23 protein-coding genes are annotated in these 24,050 nt (G+C 58.9%); 7 read left to right on the top strand and 16 right to left on the bottom strand.

The genetic code is table 11. The features are described from left to right. Positions 1-63 precede the first annotated feature (63 nt). The 4 genes from OKC43_RS17965 to rplU all read right to left on the bottom strand — a co-directional run bounded on the left by OKC43_RS17965 (position 64) and on the right by rplU (position 3,789). Positions 64-1,434: a YjiH family protein gene (locus OKC43_RS17965; RefSeq protein WP_005339025.1), complete on the bottom strand. Its 1,371-nt coding sequence runs from the start codon at positions 1,432-1,434 to the stop codon at positions 64-66. A 365-nt stretch (positions 1,435-1,799) separates the two neighbouring features. Then, positions 1,800-3,002: an Obg family GTPase CgtA gene (gene cgtA, locus OKC43_RS17960; RefSeq protein ID WP_005339026.1), complete on the bottom strand. Its 1,203-nt coding sequence runs from the start codon at positions 3,000-3,002 to the stop codon at positions 1,800-1,802. A gap of 200 nt (positions 3,003-3,202) precedes the next feature. Continuing rightward, positions 3,203-3,460, bottom strand: coding sequence for a 50S ribosomal protein L27 (gene rpmA, locus OKC43_RS17955; RefSeq protein ID WP_005339028.1), 258 nt, complete (start codon positions 3,458-3,460; stop codon positions 3,203-3,205). 17 nt (positions 3,461-3,477) lie between these two features. Further along, positions 3,478-3,789, bottom strand: a complete 312-nt coding sequence (rplU, locus tag OKC43_RS17950) for a 50S ribosomal protein L21 (RefSeq protein WP_005304210.1) — start codon at positions 3,787-3,789, stop codon at positions 3,478-3,480. Between the two features lie 242 nt (positions 3,790-4,031). Here rplU and ispB point away from each other — a divergent pair, with 242 nt between their 5' ends. Next, positions 4,032-5,003, top strand: coding sequence for an octaprenyl diphosphate synthase (gene ispB, locus OKC43_RS17945; protein WP_204380191.1), 972 nt, complete (start codon positions 4,032-4,034; stop codon positions 5,001-5,003). 81 nt (positions 5,004-5,084) lie between these two features. Here the strand turns inward: ispB and OKC43_RS17940 are convergent, their stop codons facing one another. The 10 genes from OKC43_RS17940 to OKC43_RS17895 form a co-directional block, all read right to left on the bottom strand. Continuing rightward, positions 5,085-5,273 carry a DUF2065 domain-containing protein gene (locus OKC43_RS17940; RefSeq protein ID WP_005339036.1) on the bottom strand — a complete coding sequence of 63 codons (189 nt, stop codon included), beginning with the start codon at positions 5,271-5,273 and terminating at the stop codon, positions 5,085-5,087. Between the two features lie 105 nt (positions 5,274-5,378). Further along, on the bottom strand, positions 5,379-6,263 hold the full coding sequence (gene hflC, locus OKC43_RS17935; RefSeq protein ID WP_005339038.1) for a protease modulator HflC: 885 nt from the start codon (positions 6,261-6,263) through the stop codon (positions 5,379-5,381). A gap of 3 nt (positions 6,264-6,266) precedes the next feature. Further along, positions 6,267-7,418: an FtsH protease activity modulator HflK gene (gene hflK, locus OKC43_RS17930; protein WP_005341060.1), complete on the bottom strand. Its 1,152-nt coding sequence runs from the start codon at positions 7,416-7,418 to the stop codon at positions 6,267-6,269. 91 nt (positions 7,419-7,509) lie between these two features. Beyond that, positions 7,510-8,796, bottom strand: coding sequence for a ribosome rescue GTPase HflX (hflX, locus tag OKC43_RS17925; protein ID WP_005339043.1), 1,287 nt, complete (start codon positions 8,794-8,796; stop codon positions 7,510-7,512). 63 nt (positions 8,797-8,859) lie between these two features. Further along, a complete protein-coding gene (hfq, locus tag OKC43_RS17920) occupies positions 8,860-9,123 on the bottom strand; it encodes an RNA chaperone Hfq (RefSeq protein ID WP_005339045.1) in 264 nt (87 codons plus the stop codon). 72 nt (positions 9,124-9,195) lie between these two features. Next, the gene (gene miaA, locus OKC43_RS17915; RefSeq protein ID WP_180342864.1) at positions 9,196-10,125 is read right to left on the bottom strand and encodes a tRNA (adenosine(37)-N6)-dimethylallyltransferase MiaA; all 930 of its coding nucleotides are present in this window, start codon (positions 10,123-10,125) and stop codon (positions 9,196-9,198) included. Next, on the bottom strand, positions 10,115-11,980 hold the full coding sequence (gene mutL, locus OKC43_RS17910) for a DNA mismatch repair endonuclease MutL (protein ID WP_236271716.1): 1,866 nt from the start codon (positions 11,978-11,980) through the stop codon (positions 10,115-10,117). Before mutL ends, miaA begins: the two co-directional genes overlap by 11 nt. A 73-nt stretch (positions 11,981-12,053) precedes the next feature. Then, positions 12,054-13,775 carry an N-acetylmuramoyl-L-alanine amidase gene (locus OKC43_RS17905; RefSeq protein ID WP_236271658.1) on the bottom strand — a complete coding sequence of 574 codons (1,722 nt, stop codon included), beginning with the start codon at positions 13,773-13,775 and terminating at the stop codon, positions 12,054-12,056. Continuing rightward, positions 13,766-14,239, bottom strand: a complete 474-nt coding sequence (gene tsaE / locus OKC43_RS17900) for a tRNA (adenosine(37)-N6)-threonylcarbamoyltransferase complex ATPase subunit type 1 TsaE (protein ID WP_005339056.1) — start codon at positions 14,237-14,239, stop codon at positions 13,766-13,768. The genes OKC43_RS17905 and tsaE overlap by 10 nt, the downstream gene beginning before the upstream one ends. 10 nt (positions 14,240-14,249) lie before the next feature. Further along, positions 14,250-15,761, bottom strand: a complete 1,512-nt coding sequence (locus OKC43_RS17895; RefSeq protein ID WP_236271657.1) for an NAD(P)H-hydrate dehydratase — start codon at positions 15,759-15,761, stop codon at positions 14,250-14,252. Positions 15,762-15,821: 60 nt separating this feature from the next. On the opposite strand from OKC43_RS17895, the gene queG reads away from it, so the two are divergent. Both queG and ppgK read left to right on the top strand, forming a co-directional pair. Beyond that, the gene (queG, locus tag OKC43_RS17890) at positions 15,822-16,976 is read left to right on the top strand and encodes a tRNA epoxyqueuosine(34) reductase QueG (protein WP_160881244.1); all 1,155 of its coding nucleotides are present in this window, start codon (positions 15,822-15,824) and stop codon (positions 16,974-16,976) included. 111 nt (positions 16,977-17,087) lie between these two features. Continuing rightward, positions 17,088-17,828 carry a polyphosphate--glucose phosphotransferase gene (gene ppgK, locus OKC43_RS17885; RefSeq protein ID WP_005339062.1) on the top strand — a complete coding sequence of 247 codons (741 nt, stop codon included), beginning with the start codon at positions 17,088-17,090 and terminating at the stop codon, positions 17,826-17,828. A gap of 104 nt (positions 17,829-17,932) precedes the next feature. Here the strand turns inward: ppgK and OKC43_RS17880 are convergent, their stop codons facing one another. Continuing rightward, complete coding sequence (locus OKC43_RS17880; protein WP_064338722.1) at positions 17,933-18,388, bottom strand: hypothetical protein; 456 nt, start codon at positions 18,386-18,388, stop codon at positions 17,933-17,935. Positions 18,389-18,893: 505 nt separating this feature from the next. Here OKC43_RS17880 and metN point away from each other — a divergent pair. The 4 genes from metN to rfaH all read left to right on the top strand — a co-directional run bounded on the left by metN (position 18,894) and on the right by rfaH (position 21,994). Next, positions 18,894-19,937 (top strand): methionine ABC transporter ATP-binding protein MetN, encoded by a 1,044-nt coding sequence (gene metN, locus OKC43_RS17875; protein ID WP_236271656.1) that lies wholly within the window; start codon positions 18,894-18,896, stop codon positions 19,935-19,937. Further along, positions 19,918-20,571 (top strand): methionine ABC transporter permease, encoded by a 654-nt coding sequence (locus OKC43_RS17870; protein ID WP_005339070.1) that lies wholly within the window; start codon positions 19,918-19,920, stop codon positions 20,569-20,571. Before metN ends, OKC43_RS17870 begins: the two co-directional genes overlap by 20 nt. A 25-nt stretch (positions 20,572-20,596) precedes the next feature. After that, positions 20,597-21,397, top strand: coding sequence for a methionine ABC transporter substrate-binding lipoprotein MetQ (metQ, locus tag OKC43_RS17865; RefSeq protein ID WP_005339072.1), 801 nt, complete (start codon positions 20,597-20,599; stop codon positions 21,395-21,397). A gap of 96 nt (positions 21,398-21,493) precedes the next feature. Continuing rightward, positions 21,494-21,994, top strand: a complete 501-nt coding sequence (gene rfaH / locus OKC43_RS17860; protein ID WP_236271655.1) for a transcription/translation regulatory transformer protein RfaH — start codon at positions 21,494-21,496, stop codon at positions 21,992-21,994. A 59-nt stretch (positions 21,995-22,053) separates the two neighbouring features. Here the strand turns inward: rfaH and OKC43_RS17855 are convergent, their stop codons facing one another. Further along, positions 22,054-24,030, bottom strand: a complete 1,977-nt coding sequence (locus tag OKC43_RS17855; protein ID WP_236271654.1) for a HAMP domain-containing methyl-accepting chemotaxis protein — start codon at positions 24,028-24,030, stop codon at positions 22,054-22,056. Between the last annotated feature and the right edge of the window lie 20 nt (positions 24,031-24,050).

The following is a 24,050-nucleotide window of genomic DNA, read 5'->3' as shown; positions in this document are numbered from 1 at the left end:
TCCCGTTACTGCGAAAAAGAAAACGGTCAACCGAGGTTGACCGTTTTTCACTGCGCTGCGCCCTTAGAACAGCAGGTGTGCCACCCCGGCAATAACCGGCAAGGTAACCAGAGTGCGCAGCAGGAAGATAACGAACAACTCCCACAGCTTGACCGGGATCTTGCTGCCCAGCAGCAGGGCACCCACTTCCGACATATAGATCAGCTGGGTTACCGACATGGCGGCAATCACGAAGCGGGTCATGTCACTCTCGATGGTCGAGGCCAGCACCGCCGGAATGAACATGTCGGCAAAACCGACCATGATGGTCTTGGAAGCCGCTTCCGCCTCCGGCAGTTGCAGCAGCTCCAGCAAGGGGACAAACGGGGCGCCAAGCCAGTTGAAGATAGGGGTGTGCTCGGCCAGCATCAGGGCACAGGTACCTATCGCCATCACCACCGGCAGCACGCCAAATACCATATCCAGTGCATTCTTCACCCCTTCCCGCGCGACGGCGCCGAGATCAGTCATGCTGTCAGCCTTGGTCAGGGCACGCTCGAAACCATAGCTCATCACGCTGTGCTGGTGCGGCACTGCTTCCTGCTTGCGGCACAGGGGAGTGCCATCGGCATAGATGTCCTTCTTCCAGCAAAGTGGCGGCAAACGCGGCACCACGATAGCGGCGACCACCCCCGCCAGACAGACGGTCAGATAAAAGGGAACGAACATGTGCTCCAGCTTCACCTGGGAGATCACCACCAGACAGAAGGTGATTGAGACCGCAGAGAAGGTGGTGCCAATCACCGCAGCTTCACGTTGGGTGTAGAACTTCCCTTCGTACTGCTTGCTGGTCAGCAGGATGCCGACGCTGCCATCGCCGAGCCAGGAGGCAAAGCAGTCCACTGCGGAGCGACCCGGCAACCGGAACACCGGACGCATGATGCGGGTCATCATGGTGCCGACAAATTCCAGCAGCCCGAAATCGAGCAGCAACGGCAGCAGCAGGCCGGCAAAAATGAATACCGAGAACAGCACCGGCAGCAGATCGTTGAGCACCAGTCCACCGGTTGCGCCGGAGTAAAGCACCTCAGGCCCCACCTGGAAGAAGGTCAGCAACACGAAGATACCGCCCAATACCCGCACGCAGGCCCAGAAAGGGGAGACATTAAACAAGCTGTTGAGGAAAGGACGACGCACCAGAATCGCTGGCTTGAACAACCAGGCAATCACCGTCATCAGCATGGTGGTGGTGATCACCGCACTGACCATGGCGACCAGATAATCGGCAAAAACGCGCTGTACCAGCTTGGCCAGCACGGCCACCGGGATGGTGACGTTACCGTCATAGACGACCGGCGTCATGAACAGCAGGATCCCGATAAGTGACGGAACCAGAAACATCAACAAGTTACGGCGAGTATTGACCGCAGGTGCTTCGAGACTCTTTTCCAACATGATATGACTGCCCTAATGTTACTTTTCCCTAGCCCGGCCAACCTGCGTATTCATGCATTAACCGGCAAAACGGGCGCAAGAATACTCTAAAAAAATGCACAAACAAGCCCTTAAGGCAGAAATTTGCGCATAAATATCTCCACAGGCAAACCTTCCATTAAAACAATAAGATACAGCGGCGCATATCGATTCAATCGACATCGCCAGATGATTGTTTCGTTATTGTTAATTTTAGTGGGCAGATAATCGGTTATCAGCAGCAGGCAATAAGTGACATCACAAATATACCTAATGAGTTGCTGCTCGATAGACATAAAAAAACCGGAGCCTGTTCAGGCTCCGGTTTTCAATGAGAGTGACGGGGATCAGTCACGGACGTAGATGACTTCAACGCCATCATCTTCGTCGTCATCCCAATCGTCATCATCAAGCCCTTCATCGAAGGCAAGAGAGGCAGCCAGTGCTTCCGCTTCAGCCTTGGCCAGCTGGTTCTTGTGGTAGTCATCCCACTTGAACTCCACCTTCTCGATGGCGTCTTTGGCATCTTCCGCCAGCTGACGGGGCATGGTATCCAGCAGATCCAGAATGTCGTAGCAGACCTTCTTGGTACCTTCCTTGCTGATGGCAGTGATGGCATAGACCGGACCTTCGTGGTTCAGGGCCGCCTTGACGCGATCCATCACCTCCTGGGCTTCTTCTTCCAGGATCAGGTCCATCTTGTTGAACACCAACCAGCGCGGCTTGCCAGCCAGTTCCGGGCTGTACTTCTCCAGCTCCTTGACGATGGTCACGGCATTTTCAGCAGGATCGGAGCCATCAACCGGGCAGATATCCACCAAGTGGATCAGCACGCGGCAGCGCTCTAGGTGTTTCAGGAAGCGGATACCCAGACCTGCACCTTCGGCAGCGCCTTCGATCAGACCCGGGATATCGGCGATCACGAAGGAGCGGGAGTTCTCACCACGCACCACACCCAGGTTCGGTACCAGGGTAGTGAAGGGGTAATCAGCTACTTTCGGGCGAGCCGCAGAAACGGCGCGAATAAAGGTAGACTTGCCTGCGTTGGGCAGACCCAGCATGCCGACATCGGCCAGCAGCAGCAGCTCCAGCTTCAAAGTACGCACTTCACCCGGAGTACCATTACTCTTCTGGCGGGGAGCACGGTTGACGGAGCTCTTGAAGCGGGTGTTGCCCAGACCATGGAAACCACCTTTGGCAACCAGCAGTTTCTGCTCGTGGTGGGTCAGATCCCCCAGCAGTTCACCGGTATCCTCATCGGTCGCTCGGGTACCGACCGGCACACGCAGGATCTTGTCCTTGCCGCGGCGACCGGTACAGTTGGCGCTCTGACCATTCTCACCGCGCTCGGCAGCATGGAAGCGCTCGAAACGGTAGTCGATCAGGGTATTGAGGTTCTCGTCGGCGATCAGATATACGTCGCCACCGTCACCGCCGTCACCGCCGTCCGGACCACCGTTGGGAATATATTTTTCACGGCGAAAGCTTACACAACCGTTACCACCGTCACCGGCATCGACTCGAATCTGGACTTCATCAACAAACTTCATAGGTAACCGTCACCTTAATTCGAAAAACCGATACGCAATTATAGTGGTACAGACCCCTGCGGGCGATACGCATCTTGCCAATCATGCCCGTCAGAGCCAAAGTCAGCTGCGTTCCGTTTTTTCGTCAACGACATCAGAAAGACGTCAGAAAAACAAAAGCCCCGCCTGTTGGCGGGGCTTCGGATCCTTGCGGTCCGTAATTACTCAGCAACGATGCTAACGTACTTACGATTCAGCGGACCTTTAACTTCGAACAGGATTTTACCAGTCGCGGTAGCGAACAGGGTGTGATCCTTGCCCAGACCAACGTTGGTGCCAGCGTGGAACTTGGTACCACGTTGACGAACGATGATGCTGCCAGCCAGAACTGTTTCGCCGCCGAAACGCTTCACGCCCAGGCGTTTAGCTTCAGAATCGCGACCGTTGCGGGATGAACCGCCAGCTTTTTTGTGTGCCATTTATCGGACTCCTCTAATTAAGCGCTGATGCCAGTGATTTTGACTTCAGTGAACCACTGACGGTGGCCCGCTTGCTTACGATGGTGCTTACGACGACGGAACTTGACGATAGTCACTTTCTCGCCACGGCCGTGAGCCACAACTTCAGCTACAACCTTGCCACCTTCAACGAAAGGAGCACCTACTTTAAAAGTGTCGCCTGCAGCAACCATCAGAACTTCGTTGAAGTCGATGGTAGCGCCAGTCTCAACGTTCAGCTTTTCCAGACGAACGATTTGACCTTCGGCCACACGGTGTTGTTTTCCGCCGCTTTGGAATACCGCGTACATTTGATTAACTCCGTAAAGGCATGTCTTTTGCTCAAGGCTAGACATGCGCAAAAACCTATAACAATGGGCGGGCATTCTACGCAAATCGATCTGCTCAGGCAAGGCCAATTTAGCAAAAAGTTTATTTTGTGCGCATATCTGCCGCCGTGGATAAACGCCTAACTGTAACCCATTGTGAAATCGTGTAGAATCCCTGCCATTACTAAAATCGCAGTTATTGCTGCTGTCACGTTACGAGACTTATGGACCAACAGACTATCCGTGCGCTCTGTGCCGCCGACATGACGGCGGTCAATGAACTGATCCTGGCCCGACTCCAGTCCGACGTTAGTCTGATTAATCAGCTGGGTTTCTACATTGTCAGCGCCGGCGGGAAACGGATGCGCCCCATGCTGACCGTGATGGCTGCGCGTGCGCTGGGCTATGAGGGTGAGGATCACCTGAAACTGGCCGCCATCATCGAATTCATTCACACCTCTACCCTGCTGCATGACGACGTGGTCGACGAATCCGACCTGCGCCGCGGCCGGGAGACCGCCAACGCCATGTTTGGCAATGCCGCCAGCGTGCTGGTCGGTGACTACCTCTATAGCCGCTCCTTCCAGATGATGGCCGAACTCTCCAACCTGCGGGTGATGGAGATCCTCTCGGATGCCACCAACACCATCGCCGAAGGGGAAGTGTTGCAGCTGATGAACTGCAACGATCCGGACACCACCGAAGAGAGCTACATGACGGTCATCTACTGCAAGACCGCCAAGCTGTTCGAGGCCGCCACCCGACTCGCCGCCGTGCTGACCCATCAGCCCGAGCCCGTCGAGCAGGCCATGACCGATTACGGCAAGTATCTGGGCACCGCGTTCCAGATCATCGATGACGTGATGGACTACTGCTCCCAGAGCGAAGAGATGGGCAAGAACGTCGGCGACGATCTGGCCGAAGGCAAACCGACCCTGCCGCTGCTGCGCGCCATGGAAGTGGGCACGCCGGAAGAGCGCCAGCTGGTGCGCGATGCCATCGAGCACCGCAACGGCATGGAGCATCTTGAGCAGATCCTCAGCATTCTCGATCGTACCGGCGCGCTGGAGTACTCCCGCATGCGTGCCAGGGAAGAGGCCGACAAGGCCATTGCCGCCCTCGCTATCCTGCCTGACACCCCGCACAAACAGGCGCTGGAAACACTGGCCCACATGGCCGTGCAGCGCAGTGCCTGAGTAAACGACATGCATGAAAAAAGAGGCCTTCGGCCTCTTTTTTATTGTCTGCTATCTGCTGGACAGTGCATTGCGCCAGACTCAGCGACTCAGCATCCAGAGGATCACGCTACCCGCAACCACTAGCGAGCCGCCGATACGGCGCAACTGCTCCGGTGGCTGATCGCTCAGCAGCCGCAACATCTGCTGCCATGCCCTGGGCATCAACAACGGGCCGAGCCCCTCGAACAGCAGCAGCAATCCCAACCCCATCAGCATGGATGTCAGCATCCGACCTCCTTCAATGCAACCAGTCCCTCGGGTCAACGGCTGGCGTTGGCACCAAAAACAAAAGGGTCTGACGATGCAGACCCTTTGAATGTGACCTCGTGGCGATTACTGCTTGGTGCCGTGAGGAGACTTGAGGTAACGGAAGAACTCGCTGTCCGGCTTGAGCACCATCAGGTCGTTGCCACCGGCAAAGCTCTTGCGATAGGCCTCCATGCTACGCACGAAGCTGAAAAACTCGGGGTCTTTCTTGTAGCTGTCGGCATAGATCTTGGCGGCTTCCGCATCCCCTTCACCACGCAGCTGGCGAGCGTTACTCTCGGCGTCGGCGATCATGACGGTCACCTTGCGGTCGATATCGGCACGCAGGATTTCAGCCTTCTCGCGACCCTGAGAGCGGTGCTCACGGGCGACTGCGGTACGCTCGGCGCGCATCCGCTGGTAAATGGAGTTGGAGACTTCCACCGGCAGGTTGATCTGCTTGATCCGCACATCCACCACCTTGATGCCGAGCTCGGAGGAGCGCGCCATCTTCTTCAGGGCATCTTCCATCACGGTACTACGCTCACCGGAGACGATGTCCTTGATGGTGCGGTTACCGATCTCGGAACGCAGACCGTTGTTGATCTTGCGCTTGAGCAGATCTTCCGCCTGCAGCTTGTTGCCACCACCGGTTGCCAGGTAGTACTTGGAGAAGTCCTCGATCTTCCACTTCACGTAAGAGTCGATGATCAGGTCTTTCTTCTCGGAGGTGACAAAACGGTCGGCCTGGCTGTCAATGGTCTGGATGCGGGCATCCATCTTGCGAACCTGGTCGATGAGCGGCACCTTGAAATGCAGGCCCGGCTCATAGAGGCGGGGTTCACCGGAGTCAACCCGCTTCACCTTGCCAAACTGCACCACAATCCCCTTCTGACCTTCATCAACGATAAAGACAGAAGAGAAGCAGACCATGGCCGCGACAGCGATTGCACCAATAGCTAGCTTTTTCATCTATCAGTTTCTCCCTGAGCTGAAGCGGTCACCGCTACGCAGCGGCATTGTCGGGGTAGAGTTGGCACCCTCGTTGGAAACGGGGACCTGCTCTGTGACCGGGGCGGCAGTGGCACGATCAGACTGGGTTACCTTCGGCTTGCCAGACAGCTTGTCGAGCGGCAGGTAGATCATGCTGTTGTTGCCAGCCGGCATGTCGACCACCACCTTGTTGGCCTGCTGATAGAGCTCTTCCATGGTTTCCAGATAGATACGCTCACGGGTCAGCTCGGGGGCAGCCAGATACTGGGGCAGCAGCTCGTTGAAGCGAGCGACTTCACCCTGGGCTTTCAACACGATCTGGGATTTGTAAGCTTCCGCTTCCTGCTCCAGACGCTTCACCTGGCCACGGGCCTTGGGCTCCACTTCACGAGCATAGGCTTCTGCTTCACGAATGAAGCGCTGTTCATCTTCCTGAGCGGAGATGGCGTCATCAAACGCATCTTTCACCTCTTCCGGCGGACGCGCCGGCAGGAAGTTGACGTCGACGATCTGCAGACCCATCTGGTAAGGCTCGATGATGCCATCGATCACCTGCCAGGTCTCCTGACGCACCTTCTCACGACCGGTAGTCAGGACGTCATCCATCCGGGTATGACCCACTACATAGCGCAGGGCGCTATCGGTGGCCTGACCCAGACTCTCGTCGGCATTGGTCACGCTGAACAGATACTGCTCGGGATTGACCACACGGTACTGCACGTCCATCTCGACCCGTACCACGTTCTCATCCTGAGTCAGCATGAAACCGGAGGCAGGCAGGGAGCGCACGGACTCGACGTCCACCGGGATCACCTGATCGATAAAGGTCGGCTTCCAGCGCAGGCCCGGCTCGACAATATGGGAAAACTTGCCAAACCGCAGCACGGCACCACGCTCCGCTTCGCGAATGGTGTAGAAGCCGCTGACGACCCACACCACCACAGCCACAACCAGCGCGATGGAGATACCAAAGCGACCTACATCGCCGCCAGATTTGCCGCCACCAAACAAGCCACCGAAACGGCGACTCACTTTGCGCAGCATTTCATCCAGATCAGGGGGTCCCTGATTCTTGCCGTTATTCCCCCAAGGGTCACGGTCTTTGCCGTTGTTACCAGGCTCATTCCAAGCCATCAGCGTCTCCATTAATACATGCGGATGGATATCATCTCTATCGGGCCATCATACGTTGAGAAGCCCCTAAGGGTTCACCTTCATCGACGAATCAATGCCTGATAAAGCGTTGTAAACTCTCACCTTCCTGTTTCACGAGGCGGTTCCAGTCGGCCACTTGCAAGCGGACTTCCAGCACGAAATCCCCCTCCTCGCTAAAACCTTCCTGCTCAATCCCTTTCAGCTGATAGAGCGCACTGCGCAATCTCGCGGCAGAAGGAGGCAACTGCAGGGTGTGATGCACCATGGAGCCAGCCAGCAATTCGGTCAGCGCCGTAAACAGATGCTCACAACCTTCACCGGTCTGGGCCGACAACCAGACGCGCAACGGGCGCCCCTCGTCATCTCGCTCCAGACCTGCCGGACGATCCGCCAGCTTGTCGATCTTGTTGCAGATCATCAGCTGGGGCCTGTCATCGGCTTCAATCTCGGCCAATACCTGCTGCACGGAGTCGATATTCTCCTGCATCTGCTCATCGGCACAGTCCACCACATGCAGCAGCAAATCCGCTTCACGGGTCTCCTGCAGGGTTGCCTTGAAGGCCGCGACCAGATCATGGGGCAAGTGTCGAATAAATCCAACTGTATCCGCCAAAATCACATCACCCACATCCCGGATCACCAGTTTACGCAGGGTGGGATCCAGAGTTGCGAACAATTGGTCGGCAGCATACACGCTGGCAGCTGTAAGTTGGTTGAACAAAGTGGACTTTCCGGCGTTGGTATAACCAACCAGTGACACCGTCGGCACTTCGTTGCGGTTGCGGGCGCGGCGTCCCTGCTCCCGCTGCTTGGCCACCTTGTCGAGCCGACGCAAAATCGCCTTGATGCGTTCCCGCAGCAGACGTCGGTCAGTTTCAAGCTGGGTTTCACCCGGGCCACGCAGACCGATCCCGCCCTTTTGACGCTCAAGGTGGGTCCAGCCTCGCACCAGACGAGTGGAAAGATGGCGCAACTGGGCCAGTTCGACCTGCAGTTTACCTTCGTGGGTTCGGGCGCGCTGGGCAAAGATATCGAGGATCAGGCCGGTTCGGTCCACCACCCGGCACTGGAACAGACGCTCCAGGTTGCGCTCCTGGGCAGGGGTCAGGGCATGGTTGAAGATGACGACGTCGGCATCCAGCATCTGGACTTGGGACGCGATCTCTTCAGCCTTGCCACTGCCGACAAAAAATTTGGCACTGGGCGCACTGCGACTGGTGGTAATTACCCCCAGCGCATTGACTCCGGCCGAGCTCACCAACATCTTGAGCTCTTCCAGATCCTCCCGCTCACCCTCATCACTGAAGTTGACATGCACCAGAACGGCCTGTTCGCCAGCTTCATAACGGTCAAACAAGCGCTTGCTCCTTAACAGGAATCATGATGAATCTGAGTTGGCGAGTCGACTCGCCCAGGGATATCACGCCTCGGCATCACCCTGTTCATCAGCCGCGCCACCCGGAGTGGGCTGGTGATGATTGACGGCACGGGCCGGTACGACAGTCGAGATGGCGTGCTTGTAAACCATCTGGCTCACGGTGTTTTTCAGCAGGATAACAAACTGGTCAAAAGACTCGATCTGACCTTGCAGTTTGATGCCGTTCACCAAATAGATAGAAACAGGAATCCGCTCACGGCGCAGCGCATTCAAAAACGGGTCTTGGAGAGATTGCCCCTTAGCCATTTTTCTTTTCCTTATAGTTTGTTGTTTTTAAACACCGAATATCAATATAACAACCTGATTATACAGGGAGTGTCAAGCCGCACCAGCGCGAGCAAGCACGCGGTCGAGATTGCCAGACTCACCAGATTCCAACCAGGTCACATCGGGCCAGCCGCGCAACCAGGTCATCTGTCGTTTTGCCAATTGGCGTGTGGCAACAATGCCACGATAACGCATCTCATCATACCCCACTTCACCGCACAGGTAGTCCCACATTTGGCGATAACCCACACAGCGAATGGAGGGGAGATCCGGGTTCAGATCGCCGCGCTCCATCAGCGCACGAACCTCCTGCTCGAAGCCACCTTGCAGCATCTTGTCAAAGCGCTGTTCGATACGCTGATGCAGCACGGCGCGATCGCTCGGGGCGATGGCAAACTGCTGCACTCGATAGGGCAAGCCCTCCCCCTGCACCTGCGTCAGCTCGGTAAGGGTCTTGCCGCTGATACGGTAGACCTCCAGTGCCCGAGAGAGTCGCTGCGGGTCATTGGGGTGGATCCGCGCCCCGGCCACCGGGTCGATGCGCACTAACTCATCGTGCAGCGCCTGCCAACCGAGGCGGGCAGCCTCTTCCTCAATCCCGGCACGAACGGCGGGATCGGCGGAGGGCAATGGGGACAATCCCTCCAGCAGCGCCTTGAAATAGAGCATGGTGCCGCCCACCAGCAGCGGAATGCGGCCGCGGCCGGCGATCTCTTTCATCTCCCGCAGGGCATCCTTGCAAAAATCGGCTGCCGAATAGCTCACAGCGGGATCAAGAATGTCTATCAGCCGGTGCGGAGCCCGCGCCAGTTCATCAGCGGTGGGCTTGGCCGTACCTATATCCATGCCGCGATAGATCAGCGCAGAATCGACGCTGATGATGTCGCAAGGCAATGCCTGGCACAGTTCAATGGCGAGATCCGTCTTGCCGGAGGCCGTCGGCCCCATCAGAAAAATTGCGGTCGGCAAGTCACTCGCCATGTTCAAACTCCTCCAGCACGGTCGCCAGCGAAAGCGGGCGTACCATGCGAATGTCTGCCAGTTGGTCACTGAAATCAGTCACAAGTTCCGTCAGCAGACGACTGGCAGTTGAAAAATCGTATATCTTCTCGCGGCTTATCCCCTGCTCCACCAGCCATTGGCATAATACTTCAGCCTGCTGACCAGCATCACTGTCAGATCCGCCCTCGATAATTTGCAGCAATTCGGGTAACAGACGAACCAGATCGGTCTGTCGCAGCAGAGCCGGCACCCGAGTCAGGATCATGGTGTCGCGCCCCCCGCTTTTCAACTCCAGCCCCATCCGTTTCAGCAAACGCTCCTGCTCGGTCACCAGCGCGACCAAATTCTTCGGCAATTTAAAGGAGACCGGCAGCAACAGTGGCTGGGCCGCCAGCCCCTGACCCCAGGTCTCCAGCAGCCAATGGCGCAGCAGCACCCGCTCGGCGCGTACCAGCGAGAGCAGCGCCAGCTGATTATCCCGCTCTATCAACAGGTAGGCCTGATCCACCAGTGTCAGGGCGCGACATCCCCCCTGTTTGGGTGACGGCACTGGATCAGTGGGCTGCGCAGGAGCTGCCTCTGCTGCGATAGGCAGCGTAGTGAGCAGAGCGCCCATGCCGCGCATCGCCTCCCGACTTTGGGGCTCGGGCGCTTGATAATTGCTGGCTCGGCCAGCCCCAGCGCCCCCCTCCCGCACCTGTGCAGGTGCCCGGTAGCTGTGCTCGGCACCGTACCACTCCGGGCGTGGCGCCTGACCGGGATATTCAATCTGCGGACTGACCGGCAACTCGACCAGAGTTTCGGCCAGCGGAGTGTCCTGATGAGCGGTGCTCACCCCTTCGCGGCGCAGCGCAGTAAACAGCGCCTGAAAGATAAAGTCGTGGATCAGTCGCGCCTGATGGAAGCGCACCTCATGCTTGGCCGGGTGGACGTTGACATCCACCTGACGGGGATCCAGCTCGATATAGAGCACATAGGCGGCGAAGCGGTCGGGAGGCAACAACTCGTCATAGGCCTGACGAATGGCGTGGTTGATGAGCTTGTCGCGCATCATCCGGCCGTTGACATAGGTGTATTGCAGGTCGTTCTGCGGTCTTGCCCCCTCCGGAGTCGCCAGCCAGCCCCACAGACGCACGTCGCTATGCTTGCTCTCCACCGCCAGCGCATGGTGCATGAAGGGGGTGCCGCAAACGGCGGCGAGGCGACGCTCCTGCTCCGGCACGGTATTGGCGGCCTTGTACTGGCGCACCACCTTGCCATTGTGGCGCAGGATCAGGGTGGCATCGAAGCGGGAGAGCGCGATGCGGCGCACCAGCTCGTCGATATGGGCAAACTCGGTCTTTTCGCTGCGCATGAATTTGCGCCGCGCGGGAGTATTGAAGAAGAGATCCACCACCTCCACCGTGGTGCCCACCGGATGGGCCGCCGGCTTGATGGTGACGCTCATCTCCCGCCCTTCCGCCTGGGCTTGCCAGGCTTCGGACTGATCTGCAGTACGGGAGGTGAAGGTGAGACGGGAGACCGAGCTGATGGAGGCGAGCGCCTCGCCACGAAAACCGAGGCTGTTGATCCCTTCCAGATCGTCCAGCGTGGCCACCTTGGAGGTCGCATGACGCGACAGCGCCAGCACCAGCTCGTCTTTGGCGACGCCACAGCCGTTGTCACGGATGCGGATCAGCTTGGCTCCCCCCTTGTCGATGTCGATCTCGACCCGGTCGGCCCCCGCATCCAGGCTGTTTTCCACCAGCTCTTTCACCACAGAAGAGGGCCGCTCCACCACCTCTCCGGCTGCAATCTGGTTGGCCAGAATGGGTGGCAAAATACGGATCGGCATCATTTACTCCTGAATTTCAATCTTGCTGATGGTATTCGCTAACAGCGGGAGCGGCATCGCCCGCTCCCGTGCGTCAGTTTTGCGGAATGTAGAGCACCTGCCCTACCTGAATATTCCGCGACTTGAGCTTGTTGATCTCTACCAGCCGAGCCTGACTCACCCCATGTTTCTCTGCAAGGCGGGAGAGACTCTCCCCCCGCTTGACCACATGGCGGATCATCTGCGACTTGTCGTCACTGCGAACGGGAGCAGCAGCGCGGCTCTGCCCTTGCTGGGGAATATAGATTGTTTGACCAATCTGAATATCCCGGCTGCGCAGCTGGTTGATCTCCACCAAAGTGGACTGACTCACTCCATGCTTCTCGGCAAGGCGAGAGAGGCTCTCACCCCGTTTGACCACATGGCGGAGCATCCGCGATTTGTCATAGTCCCCCACACTGCTGACCGGTGCACCGCTCTCCTGCGCTGCCGCCGAGTAAGGCTTGATCACCCCGGCGCCAGAGCCGCTCCCAGCACCGCCGTCACGGGCGGTGGCGGGCATCTTGTTGGTCACTACCGGCTGCGACTGTGCCTGCCTGGGCTGGCTCACCGGCTGCCGGGTTACCGGTGCAGGGCGAGTAGCAGCAGGTTGGCTCACCTGCCCCTTGCCGGTCAGCATGGCCCCCTTGGTCGGGTGGGCGCGGTAGTAGTTGCGGATCCCCTCGAAGATGGCGCGGGCCAGCTGGTCCTGATAGCTGGCGGTGGCCAGCAGCTTCTCTTCCGCATGGTTGGAGATAAAACCGGTCTCCACCAGCACCGAGGGAATATCCGGCGCCTTCAGCACCGCCAGACTGGCGTGCTCCGGCGCCTTCTTGTGCAGTCGGGCAACCTTGCCCATGGAGCGAAGGATCTGGCGGCTGACGTCATACCCTTCGGCACGGGACTTGTCCATTGAGAGGTCGAGGAAGGTCTGCGCCAGATAGGGATTGGGATCGGATTCCGCCAACACCTTGCCGACACCGCCCAGCAGCTCGCCCTGCTTCTCCTGCTTCTCCAGCCAGCTGCCCATCTCGCGATTGGCACGGTTGGTCGACAAGACCCAGACCGAGGCACCACGCGGAGTCGAGTTATGAAAACTGTCTGCATGGATAGAGACCAGCAGATCCGCCTTGGCCTTGCGGGCAATCTCGGAGCGCTTGTTGAGGTCGACGAAATAGTCGCCACGACGGGTCATCACGGCACGCATCCCCGGCTCGCGGTCGATCAGTGCCGCCAGCTTCTGGGAGACCGCCAGCGTCACCCGCTTCTCGTAGGTACGGCGCGGGCCGATGGAGCCCGGGTCTTCCCCGCCGTGGCCCGGGTCGATGGCAATCACCACTCCCTTGCCCTTGCCACCGACAGGCGTGGCTTGCACCGCTGCAGCCGAGCGCTTCTCTTCATAAGGCAGATCGATGACCAGACGGTGGCCATAGGGCCCGGCTGGCGCCAACGGAAAGACCACCGGCTTGATGGCGGAGCTGAGATCCATCACCAGCCGCAGACCGCCCTTCTCCAGCGGAGTGCTCTGGCGGATCTTGCGCACCAGTTCGCTGTTGTTCTCGATCCGCGCCAGATTGGCGGCGTTGCTCGCCCCTTTCAGATCGATCACCAGCCGATCCGGGCCGGTGAGGGTGAAATAGTTGAAGTTGGGGGCGCTGCTCATATCGAGCACCACCCGGGTGTTATCCGGTGATGGCCAGATTCGTACGCTCTTGAGCTGATTCGCCCAGGAGGGTAACGCCATCAAAGAGAGAGCAATAACAAGGATCAAGCGCACGTAGATGACAACCGTTCCAGAATGGCTTCGCCAATAGCAGTGCGAGCCTCTATCAGAACCTCGCGCTGCTCGCCTACATAGGTGAGGGTAATTTCCAGGTCGGGAGCCGGTAACCAGCCCTCGCCCTTCTCGGACCACTCCACCAGACAGAGAGTGTTGGCGGCAAAATAGTCCCGAATGCCCATGAATTCCAGCTCTTCCGGATCAGCCAGGCGATAGAGATCGAAATGGTAGACCTGCCAGCCATCGAGCTCATAGGGCTCGACCAAGGTGTAAGTCGGGCTTTTTACCTTGCCCTGATGGCCAAGGCCCTGCACCCAGCCGCGGGTCAGGGTGGTTTTACCGGCGCCAAGTGTGCCATGCAAAAACACTGTGGTCGCCTGCTGGCAGGCCTGTGCCAGACGGCCACCCAGTGCCACGGTTGCTGCCTCGTCCGGCAGTGTCATCATCAACTGTTTTGCCATGTTCTTCTTTTTAACTTGTAATGGTGTCGGGATTAACCAGTTTGCGGATCAGCGGCAGCAAGTCTGACGCCAGCATGCCCCGCTCGCCGTCAGCGGCGGCCTGATCTGCAGCCTCGCCGTGGATCACGGCGCCCAGCCAGCTTGCCATGGTGGCAGACCAGCCCTGGGCCAAAAGGGCGGCGATTATACCAGATAACAGATCGCCCATGCCGCCACTTGCCATGCCGGGATTGCCTTCACAACAGAGAGCGACCCGCTCGCCGTCATAAATAAGTGTTCCCGCCCCTTTTAGCAGCACCACTCCGCCATAGCGCCGCTGCAGCGCCTGCACGGCGGCAAACCGGTCGGTTTCAATCTCGGTAATGGAGCATCCCAGCAGGCGCGCAGCTTCGCCGGGATGGGGCGTGAGCACCCAATTATCCTGATGGCGGGGAGATTGCGCCAGCCAATTCAATCCATCGGCGTCCAAAACCAGTGGCAGCCGTTCGGTGAGATTACGAGCGATTTGCGCGCTTCCCCACTCATCCTGACCGAGCCCGGGGCCAATGACCCGCACCGACGCCCACCCCTCGTCATCTGCGGTAGTGAGACTCATCAGTTCGGGTTGATAGAGGCTGACCGGCGGATGTTCCGGATGCTGACATACCCGCACCAGCCCGGCCCCCGCCCGCAGGCAGGCGCGGGCAGCCAGCACGATGGCCCCCTGCATGCCGCGATTGCCCCCCACCAGCAGTACCTTGCCATAAGAGCCCTTGTGGGAAGCGCGCGGGCGCGGGGTCAGCTGCGTGCTGAGCAGCGGATAATCGATACGCCAAGCGGCGGGCAGCATAGTGTCATCAGGCGTGACGCCAAGGGGATCACAGTCGAGCTGGCCGACACAATCCACCCCGTCGCCGGTGAGCATCCCCTGCTTGATACCGATAAAGGTGAGGGTGCGAGTGGCCTGCACCATGGCCCCCATGGCACGGCCGGTATCGCCGTTGAGGCCGGAGGGGAGATCCACCGCCAGCACGGGCACAGCCAAGCCATTGATTGTTGCGACGATCTTTGTCAGTAGTGGCGAGAGGGGCGTGTTGACGCCGGTGCCAAGCAGGGCATCGACCACCAGATCCGGGGCGGAGTGCTGGTCCCCATCAAACTGCTCGGCCAGCCAGACCCGACCACCGGCCGCCAACCACTCATCGGCGGCCCGTCTGGCATCCCCCTTCAGTTGGTCGGGTGCTCTGGCTGCAATCACCACCACCTCGATGCCAATCTGGCGGGCAAGGCGGGCCAGCACATAGCCATCACCGCCGTTATTACCGGGGCCGACGAAGATCCACCAGCAGCGACTGTCGGGCCAATGCAGGGTGGCATAGGTGCGTAGCGCGGCACCGGCTCGCTCCATCAGGGCATAGAGAGGTTGCCCCTCACGCGCGGCCCAGTTGCGCTCCAGTGCGCGGATCTGTTCAGTCTGCCACAGCCCCTGTGGTAAACTGCCCCCCTCTTTTGTGCCCAACGCGCCCCTGATGATCTCTACCATGACGGCTCCCGCCTCTTATAAATCGACCCACGCCAGCAAACGCCGGCCAGGCCAAGCCGCATGAGTGCACCTGACTTCCACCAGCTGGCCCACGATATCAAGCTCTGGGCACGGGAGCTAGGTTTTGACCAGGCGGGCATCACCGACACCGACCTGCGTATCGAAGAGCCGAGATTGCAGGCCTGGCTGGATGCGGGCTATCACGGCAGCATGGATTACATGGCGCGCCATGGCATGATGCGCGCGCGCGCCCACGAGCTGCTGCCGGGCACGGTGCGGGTGTTGTCGGTGCGGATGAACTACCTGCCGTTCGAGGCGGGCTTCGCCGCTACCCTGCGCGATCCGACCCTCGGCTATATCAGCCGCTATGCCCTCGGCCGTGACTACCACAAGGTGCTGCGCAACCGGCTCAAACAGCTGGGTGATCGCATTGAAGCGCGCTGCGCCGAGCTGTTTCAAGGCACTGAAGAGACCTTGGGTGAGTGGCGCCCCTTCGTCGACTCCGCACCCATCCTCGAGCGGCCACTGGCAGCCAAGGCGGGCCTAGGCTGGGTTGGCAAACACTCACTGCTGCTCAACGAATCGGCCGGCTCCTTCTTCTTTCTCGGTGAGCTGTTGCTCAACCTGCCGCTGCCGCTCGACCAGCCAGTGGAGAAGGAGCAGTGCGGCAAGTGTGTCGCCTGCATCAACATCTGCCCGACCGGCGCCATTGTCGCCCCCTATGTAGTAGATGGCCGCCGCTGCATCTCCTATCTCACCATCGAGAACGACGGTCCTATTCCGGAAGAGTTCAGACCCCTGATGGGCAACCGCATCTACGGCTGCGACGACTGCCAGCTTATCTGCCCCTGGAACCGCTACGCCGATGCCAGCCCGGAACCCGATTTTAGCCCCCGCCCAAGCCTGCACCGCCCGCCCCTGCTGGCGCTGTGGTGCTGGAGCGAGAGCGACTTTCTCAAGCAAACCGAAGGGAGCCCGATCCGCCGCATCGGCTATCAACGCTGGCGCCGCAATCTGGCTGTCGCCCTTGGCAATGGCCCTGCAACTACCGAGGTGATCGCGGCCCTGCAACTGGGGCTGACCACCGCCGATCCCATGGTGGCCGAACATATCGAATGGGCGCTGGCCACCCTTGCCCGGCGTCAGGATGAAGAGAACAAGAAGACCCGTTTGCTGATCCGCTGCATCGAAAAAGGTCTGTCGGATCACGCATAAGTGATCTGCCCCTTGCCGGATTGCAGCACTTTTTTCATGCTCTGCCGACCTGCAGTGCCCATAACAGCGTGGTCACTGCAAACTGGTCGGCACACAACAAGGACAACACAGATGCATATGTTGGGAGTGGATATTGGAGGCTCAGGGATCAAGGGCTGTCTGGTCGATACCAAAACCGGCGAATTGATTGGCGAGCGCCATCGCATTGCCACACCGCAACCGGCCACCCCGGCCGCCATCGCCCATACCCTCAAGGCGCTGGTCGAACACTTCGACTGGAAAGGACCGGTGGGCTGCGGCTTTCCCGCCACCATCCACAACGGGGTTGCCAAGAGTGCCGCCAACATCGACAAGAGCTGGATCGAAACCGATGCCGAGCATCTGTTTGCCGATGTCACCGGCAAGCCCTGCTATGTGCTGAATGATGCCGATGCCGCCGGTCTGGCCGAGATGCGCTTTGGCGCTGGCAAGGATCGCAAGGGGGTCATCATCCTCATCACGGTCGGCACCGGTATCGGCACCGCCATCTTCGTCAATGGCCATCTGCTGCCCAACACCGAGCTGGGCCATCTGATGCTGGAAGGAATGGTCGCCGAGCACTACTGCTCCGATGCGGCGCGCAAACGGGAAGATCTCTCCTGGAACCGCTGGGGCAAGCGTTTCAACAAGTATCTGGCGCGCCTCGAGTTTCTCTTCTCCCCCGACCTCTTCATTCTGGGGGGCGGCAGCGCAGCCAAGCTGGATAAGTTTGTCGATCGCATCGAGACCCGGGCGCCACTCATTCCGGCGGCCAGCCTCAATCAGGCGGGCATTATCGGGGCCGCTCTCTACGCGGCCGAGCAGCAGGGCTGACCGACGCTCACTGCAAGTCAGCAGATACCAATGGAAAGGGCCCGGCACTGCTGCCGGGCCCTTTTGTTTTGCGGTCATCTTGCGTGTTTGGTGCTTATCACCCGTTACATGTCGTCGAGTCGGTGCACTCCGTGCACCAGTCGGGTCAGGCGGGTCTGCTCCAGCCTGGCCAGATTCTCGAGCAAGGCGGTGGTGGCCGGTGTCGGGCACTCCCGGGCCAGATGACTCAGCTCGCCCACCAGCTGCTCTTCCCAGCGGCATACCTGAGTGACGATATCCTGGGTCTGAACTGATGCCGGCAGCTCGAAGCGGGTAATGGCAGGCAGCATATCCTCGCTGAAACTCTGGTTCAGCCAGGTCTCCCTGACCGCCTCTCCCAGCTGAGCAGCATATTCGTGCAGATGGGCACTGGCCGCATCCTCACGCCCTTGCAGATAGACCAGCAACATCCGGCTGCGTTCGCTGTCCACCTGACTGGTCAAACGCCCGTAACAGAGTCCGAGCTGATGGTGAACCTGTTCAAGATAGTGCAGCAACTCTTTGATCTGTTGGAATCTCATCGCACTGCCCTCCATGCTTGTCGACATCATCAGTATAAAAAACCGGCGCCACCGACCCAATCCCTATCCGAGCCCCCCTTGCGCTGCATCAAGGTTGACGCCGACAAAGTGACGGTCAGGTGATCCGGTCGCGAATAGGGAACGATTTGTGCAGCAATTTGTGTAACGATGGTGGAGCATTAAGCTCGACAGCAGATGTGAACAGAAACGGGCTGACACACTAATAAAACCAGCCTTTACCCAGCATAAACCATCTTTAATTCGGTTATCTGCCGCAGGGACGAAACAGGATCTGGAAGAGCGACAATACCATCCTGATCGTTATCCGCCTGACAGAAATCCTTATCACTTTTTTAGACGTCTAGACGTAAAAACATGCATTGACATAGCCATCCAGACATCTTAGCATCATCCTCCATGATGACAGAGTAACCCAGTGGAACCTCTGCCCAATTTCCCCGCCTGTAGCGCCCTGTGCTTTAAGGCTGTTAGCACGGAAGAATCCATGATTAAGTTGATCGGTCTCAACAAAGTCTACGGTACAGGCAGTGACGCCGTGCACGCCCTGCGTGATGTGAGTCTGCATGTACCCCAAGGCAAAATTTTCGGGGTGATCGGTGCCTCCGGTGCCGGCAAGAGTACCCTCATTCGTTGTGTCAACCTGCTGGAGCGCCCGACAGAGGGTCAAGTCATCGTTGATGGCCAGGATCTGGTCGCCCTGAGCGAACGGGATCTGACCCAGGCTCGCCGCCAGATCGGGATGATTTTCCAGCACTTCAACCTGCTTGCCTCCCGCACCGTGTTTGCCAACATCGCCTTTCCGCTGGAGCTGGCAGGCTGGAGCAAAGAGAAGATCCAGCAACGGGTTGCCGAACTGCTGGCGCTGGTCGGGCTGGAAGCCCGTGCCCATGCCTATCCGTCCGAGCTTTCCGGCGGTCAGAAACAGCGCGTCGCCATTGCCCGCGCACTGGCACCGGCCCCCAAGGTACTGCTCTGTGACGAGGCCACCTCTGCTCTCGACCCGCAGACCACCCGCTCGATCCTGACCTTGCTCAAGGAGATCAACGTCAAGCTGGGGCTCACCATTCTGCTCATCACCCACGAGATGGATGTGGTGAAAGGGATTTGTGACGAAGTGGCCATCATCAGCGACGGCCGTCTGATCGAACAGGGCGAAGTGGCTTGGTTCTTCAGCAACGCCAAAACCCAGCTGGCCCGTGACTTCATCCACTCCACCATCCATCTGGAGGTACCGCAGGAGTATCAGGATCGGATGAGTGCGGAGCGGGTGCTGGGCAGCTACCCGCTGGTGAAGCTCGGCTTTACCGGCAGCACGGTCGATACGCCGCTGATCTCCGAGGCGAGCCGCCGTTTCAATATCGACATCAGCATTCTGAGCGCGGACATCGAGTACGCCGGTGGCGTCAAATTCGGTTTCCTGCTGGCCGAGCTGTTCGGGGATGAAGCCCAGTGCGAGGCCACCCAGCAGTTCCTTATCGACAACCACATTCAGCTGGAGGTAATGGGTTATGTCCGAAGCCATGATTAATCTGCTCATCACGGCCCTGGGCGACACCCTGATCATGGTGTTTGCCTCCGCTCTGTTCGGCTGCCTGCTGGGTCTGCCGCTCGGCGTGGCACTGCATGTTACCAAGGCGGGCCAGATCCTGGCCAACCCCTTGCTCAACCGTACTCTGGGTATGGTGGTCAACGTGGGTCGCTCGGTGCCCTTTATCATCCTGCTGGTCGCCATCATTCCGCTAACCCGGCTGATTGTCGGCACCAGTATCGGCACCATCGCCGCCATCGTGCCGCTGACTGTCGGTTGCATCCCTTTCATCGCCCGTCTGGTGGAAGGGGCCCTGATGGAAGTGCCGGACGGCCTGCTGGAAGCAGCCAAGGCGATGGGCGCCAAGCCGCTGCAAATTATCACCAAGGTGCTGCTGCCCGAGGCTCTGCCCGGCATCCTCAACAGTGTCACCATTACCCTCGTCACTCTGGTGAACTACTCGGCCATGGCCGGGGCCATCGGTGGCGGCGGTCTGGGAGATGTGGGTATTCGTTATGGTTATCAGCGCTTTGACCCGACCGTCATGCTGGTGACCGTGGTTATCCTGGTAGTACTGGTTCAACTTATCCAGAGCGCGGGTGAGCGCCTGGTCAACAAATGTGATCATCGTTAATCGTCGATTTCTGACAGGAGGTTTTATGAAATTTGGCATCAAATCCGTTGCGGCTGCCCTGCTGGCTGGTCTGGTTCTGGCCGGTTGCGGTCAAAAAGAAGAGAGCAAGGTTCTGAAAGTGGGCGCTATTGCCGGCCCGGAGACCGAACTGGTTGAAGTGGCTGCCAAGGTAGCCAAAGAGAAATACGGTCTGACAGTCGAGGTGGTCAACTTCTCCGACTACGTCACCCCGAACGTGGCGCTTAACGATGGGAGCATCGACGTCAACGCTTTCCAGCACAAACCCTATCTGGATGCACAAGTGCGTGATCGCGGCTTCAAGCTGGTGCCGGTTGGCAACACCTTCGTCTACCCGATTGCCGGTTACTCCAAGAAGATCAAGGCGCTGAGCGAACTGCAAGATGGCGCCCAGATCGCGGTACCGAACGATCCGACCAACCTGGGTCGCTCGCTGATCCTGCTGGCCAAACAGGGTCTGATCACCCTGAAGGATGGCGCCGGTCTGGAAGCCACCGTGCTGGATATCGCCAGCAACCCGCGCAACTTCAAGATTGTCGAGCTGGAAGCAGCCCAGCTGCCGCGCTCGCTGGAAGATGTGGATCTCGCTATCATCAACAACACCTTCGCCGGTCAGATTGGTCTGACCCCGACCGAAAACGGCCTGTTTGTTGAAGACAAAGAGTCCCCGTACGTCAACCTGATCGTCGCCCGCGACAACAACAAGGATGACGAGAAGGTCAAACAGTTCGTACAAGCTTTCCAGACTGATGATGTCTATAAGAAAGGGTTGGAGCTGTTCAAAGGCGGCCTGGTAAAAGGTTGGTAATTGCTCACTCGGCAAAAAAGGCCACGCAATGCGTGGCCTTTTTTATTGGCGCCGCTATCATATCCGCGAGCACGGCAACACGAACATACTCATAACATGAAAAAATGGTATCTGGCCTACTGCAAGCCAAAAGAAGAGGCCCGCGCCCGCGCCCACCTCGATGCCCAGGGTATCGAATCCTATTACCCCATGGTGGAGATCGAGAAGCTGCGCCGGGGCAAGCGAGTTCCGGTACGGGAACCCATGTTCCCCAACTACCTGTTTATCTTTGTCGATCTGGAAGAGGTGACACCGGTCACCCTGAAATCGACCCGCGGCATCAGCCGGATCATCCACTTTGGCAGTGAATGGACCCCCATCAGCAGCAAGCTGGTCTATCAGCTGATGAGCCGCGATGATAGCGACGAGGCGAGAGCCAGCTACGCCAGCCTGCCCTGCTCGGGCGACAAGGTGCTGATTGAAGAGGGGCCGTTGGCAGGCTTCGAAGCCATCTATATGGAGCCGGATGGAGAGAAACGGGCGATTTTGCTGGTCAGCCTGCTCAACCGGGAGACCACCAGCAGCTTCGACAACCACACCTTCAGATGTCTGGACTAAACCCACGGGCCAGACGGCCCGGTGAATGGCAATAGCAATGGCGGGATGATCCCGCCATCTCATGCATCAAGATCAAAGCGGGCGATGACCGCCTTCAGCTTGCCGGTATCACCAGCAAGTCTGGCTACGATCTCCTCCCCCTGCTGACTGCGCTGACAGGATTGCCGACTGAGCGCAGCAATGTCATCGACCGTCCCGGATACCTCGGCGGCCACCCGCGACTGCTGCTCGGTTGCCACCGAAATGGCCTCCAGCTGGCCCGACAGCGATTGTACCAGCTGGTTCATGGCACTCAGGGTATCTGTCACCAATCCAACAGCATCCCGCCCTTGCTCCACCAACCGGGTACCGCTACTGACGGTACTCACCGTCTGGCGAGTCTGCTGGGAGATGGCCGCAATAGTCTGGCTGATCTCGGCGGTTGATTGATGGGTGCGGGTCGCCAGCTGACGTACCTCGTCAGCCACCACCGCAAAACCGCGCCCCTGCTCGCCTGCCCGTGCCGCCTCGATCGCCGCATTGAGAGCCAGCAGGTTGGTCTGCTCCGCAATGGTGGCGATCACCTCGGTGATCTGCCCCACCTGTTCACTCTGGTGCTCCAACAGCCCCATGGCCTCGTTGGCCTGCCCAATCATGGTAGCAATCTGCTGCATGGTATCGCTCATTCGCGCCAGCGCGGCCTCTCCCTGACGGGTCTGCTGCTTCACCTGATGGGCACCATCCGCCACACCGGCAATGTTACTGGCCACATCACGAGCACTCACCGACATCTGATCGATAGCCGCCGCCACCGCATCGACCCGCTGATCCTGCTCCGTCAGATCCGCCACTATGGCTCTGGTAGTGCTGCCCACATCGAGACAGGCCACCTCGACCTGCCCCACTGCGCCCTGCAACTCCCCGACCAGATGATGTAACTGGGCAGACATCCGGTTGATGGAACCAGTCAATTCTCCCAACTCATCCTGCCCTGTGATTGGCAAGGGCTCGGCCGCCAGCCGGCCATCCGCAACCTGCCCCGCCCGGTTCACCAGACAGGCAATGTCACGGGTCAGACGGCGACTAAAGAACCAAGCGACTACCATGCCAAGCACGATGGCGCTGCCGGTAGCCAACAGCAGAGTCTGGTTGATGGCCCTCCCAGCTCCGGTCATCTGCGCCGAAATCTGATCCACCTCGGCACGGGTTTTCCCCACCTGCTGGACCAGCTGCTCACTGAGGCTGAACTGCATCGGCTCGATGTCGGTGGCCATCAGGTAGTTTGCCTGATCCCAATCCGGTGCCTGGCGCTTCTCGATCACCTGCCCCACCAGCTCGGAGAAAGGGGTCGCCATCTCTTCAAACAGCTGCCAGAGGCTCTGCTGGGTGTCGGTAAAGAGCGCGGCTTGCTGTTTAACCTCAGCCACCCGCTGCTGATGAAACTGGTAGTAATCCTGATACTTGCTGCGGTATTCGGGGTCGCCTGAGATGAGAAAATCCCGCAGGGCAGAGAGGGCGTTGGCGAGGCTGTTGTAGGCGTCCCCCACCTGTTTGAGCAGCATGCGGCGATCGCCGGAGAGTTGATCCTGCGGAGTACCAACTTCTTCATTGGCAAAGGATTGCAACTGATCGAGCGCCGCCTCCGCCAGCGGCCCCGCCTCCTGCAGCATCAGGGTGTGAGCGGGCAGATTCTCTTCACTCTGGGCGATGGTCCACACCTTCTCCTGATGGCTTTTGAAGGTCTCGAGAGACTTGGCGAGCGCCGGGCTGAAGGCCTGATGGGCGATGGCCTGCCAGGACGACTCCCACTCCTGCTTGAGGCGGGAAGCCTGAGCCGGATCCTTGCCGAGGATCAGATAGCCACGCAAGGCAGAAACGGTGGCAACCAGCGCCTTCTGGCTCGTTTCATCCCGCTGCAGAGCGGGCAGCGCCTGCTCCAGCAGGGTGTGTTGGGCCTGATTGATCTGGGTCAGCCGGTAATAGACCAGCGTGGAGGAGAGCAGGATCAGCAGGTTGATAAAACCGAAGCTGAGCAGCAACTTGCTTGAGATTTTCATGAACATCCTTGTTCAAACGG

The sequence above is a fragment of the Aeromonas sp. Y289-2 genome (assembly GCF_027705925.1).
Lineage (GTDB): Bacteria > Pseudomonadota > Gammaproteobacteria > Enterobacterales > Aeromonadaceae > Aeromonas > Aeromonas veronii.
The sequence above is the reverse complement of the archived record's forward strand: the minus strand, read 5'-3'. Positions and strand labels throughout refer to the sequence as shown.

Excerpts from the sequence above, each read along its gene's own strand:
- OKC43_RS17965 (WP_005339025.1), bottom strand. The coding sequence starts at position 1,434 with ATGTTGGAAAAGAGTCTCGAAGCACCTGCGGTCAATACTCGCCGTAAC.
- cgtA (WP_005339026.1), bottom strand. The coding sequence starts at position 3,002 with ATGAAGTTTGTTGATGAAGTCCAGATTCGAGTCGATGCCGGTGACGGT.
- rpmA (WP_005339028.1), bottom strand. The coding sequence starts at position 3,460 with ATGGCACACAAAAAAGCTGGCGGTTCATCCCGCAACGGTCGCGATTCT.
- rplU (WP_005304210.1), bottom strand. The coding sequence starts at position 3,789 with ATGTACGCGGTATTCCAAAGCGGCGGAAAACAACACCGTGTGGCCGAA.
- ispB (WP_204380191.1), top strand. The coding sequence starts at position 4,032 with ATGGACCAACAGACTATCCGTGCGCTCTGTGCCGCCGACATGACGGCG.
- OKC43_RS17940 (WP_005339036.1), bottom strand. The coding sequence starts at position 5,273 with ATGCTGACATCCATGCTGATGGGGTTGGGATTGCTGCTGCTGTTCGAG.
- hflC (WP_005339038.1), bottom strand. The coding sequence starts at position 6,263 with ATGAAAAAGCTAGCTATTGGTGCAATCGCTGTCGCGGCCATGGTCTGC.
- hflK (WP_005341060.1), bottom strand. The coding sequence starts at position 7,418 with ATGGCTTGGAATGAGCCTGGTAACAACGGCAAAGACCGTGACCCTTGG.
- hfq (WP_005339045.1), bottom strand. The coding sequence starts at position 9,123 with ATGGCTAAGGGGCAATCTCTCCAAGACCCGTTTTTGAATGCGCTGCGC.
- miaA (WP_180342864.1), bottom strand. The coding sequence starts at position 10,125 with ATGGCGAGTGACTTGCCGACCGCAATTTTTCTGATGGGGCCGACGGCC.
- mutL (WP_236271716.1), bottom strand. The coding sequence starts at position 11,980 with ATGCCGATCCGTATTTTGCCACCCATTCTGGCCAACCAGATTGCAGCC.
- tsaE (WP_005339056.1), bottom strand. The coding sequence starts at position 14,239 with ATGGCAAAACAGTTGATGATGACACTGCCGGACGAGGCAGCAACCGTG.
- OKC43_RS17895 (WP_236271657.1), bottom strand. The coding sequence starts at position 15,761 with ATGGTAGAGATCATCAGGGGCGCGTTGGGCACAAAAGAGGGGGGCAGT.
- queG (WP_160881244.1), top strand. The coding sequence starts at position 15,822 with ATGAGTGCACCTGACTTCCACCAGCTGGCCCACGATATCAAGCTCTGG.
- ppgK (WP_005339062.1), top strand. The coding sequence starts at position 17,088 with ATGCATATGTTGGGAGTGGATATTGGAGGCTCAGGGATCAAGGGCTGT.
- OKC43_RS17880 (WP_064338722.1), bottom strand. The coding sequence starts at position 18,388 with ATGAGATTCCAACAGATCAAAGAGTTGCTGCACTATCTTGAACAGGTT.
- metN (WP_236271656.1), top strand. The coding sequence starts at position 18,894 with ATGATTAAGTTGATCGGTCTCAACAAAGTCTACGGTACAGGCAGTGAC.
- OKC43_RS17870 (WP_005339070.1), top strand. The coding sequence starts at position 19,918 with ATGTCCGAAGCCATGATTAATCTGCTCATCACGGCCCTGGGCGACACC.
- metQ (WP_005339072.1), top strand. The coding sequence starts at position 20,597 with ATGAAATTTGGCATCAAATCCGTTGCGGCTGCCCTGCTGGCTGGTCTG.
- rfaH (WP_236271655.1), top strand. The coding sequence starts at position 21,494 with ATGAAAAAATGGTATCTGGCCTACTGCAAGCCAAAAGAAGAGGCCCGC.
- OKC43_RS17855 (WP_236271654.1), bottom strand. The coding sequence starts at position 24,030 with ATGAAAATCTCAAGCAAGTTGCTGCTCAGCTTCGGTTTTATCAACCTG.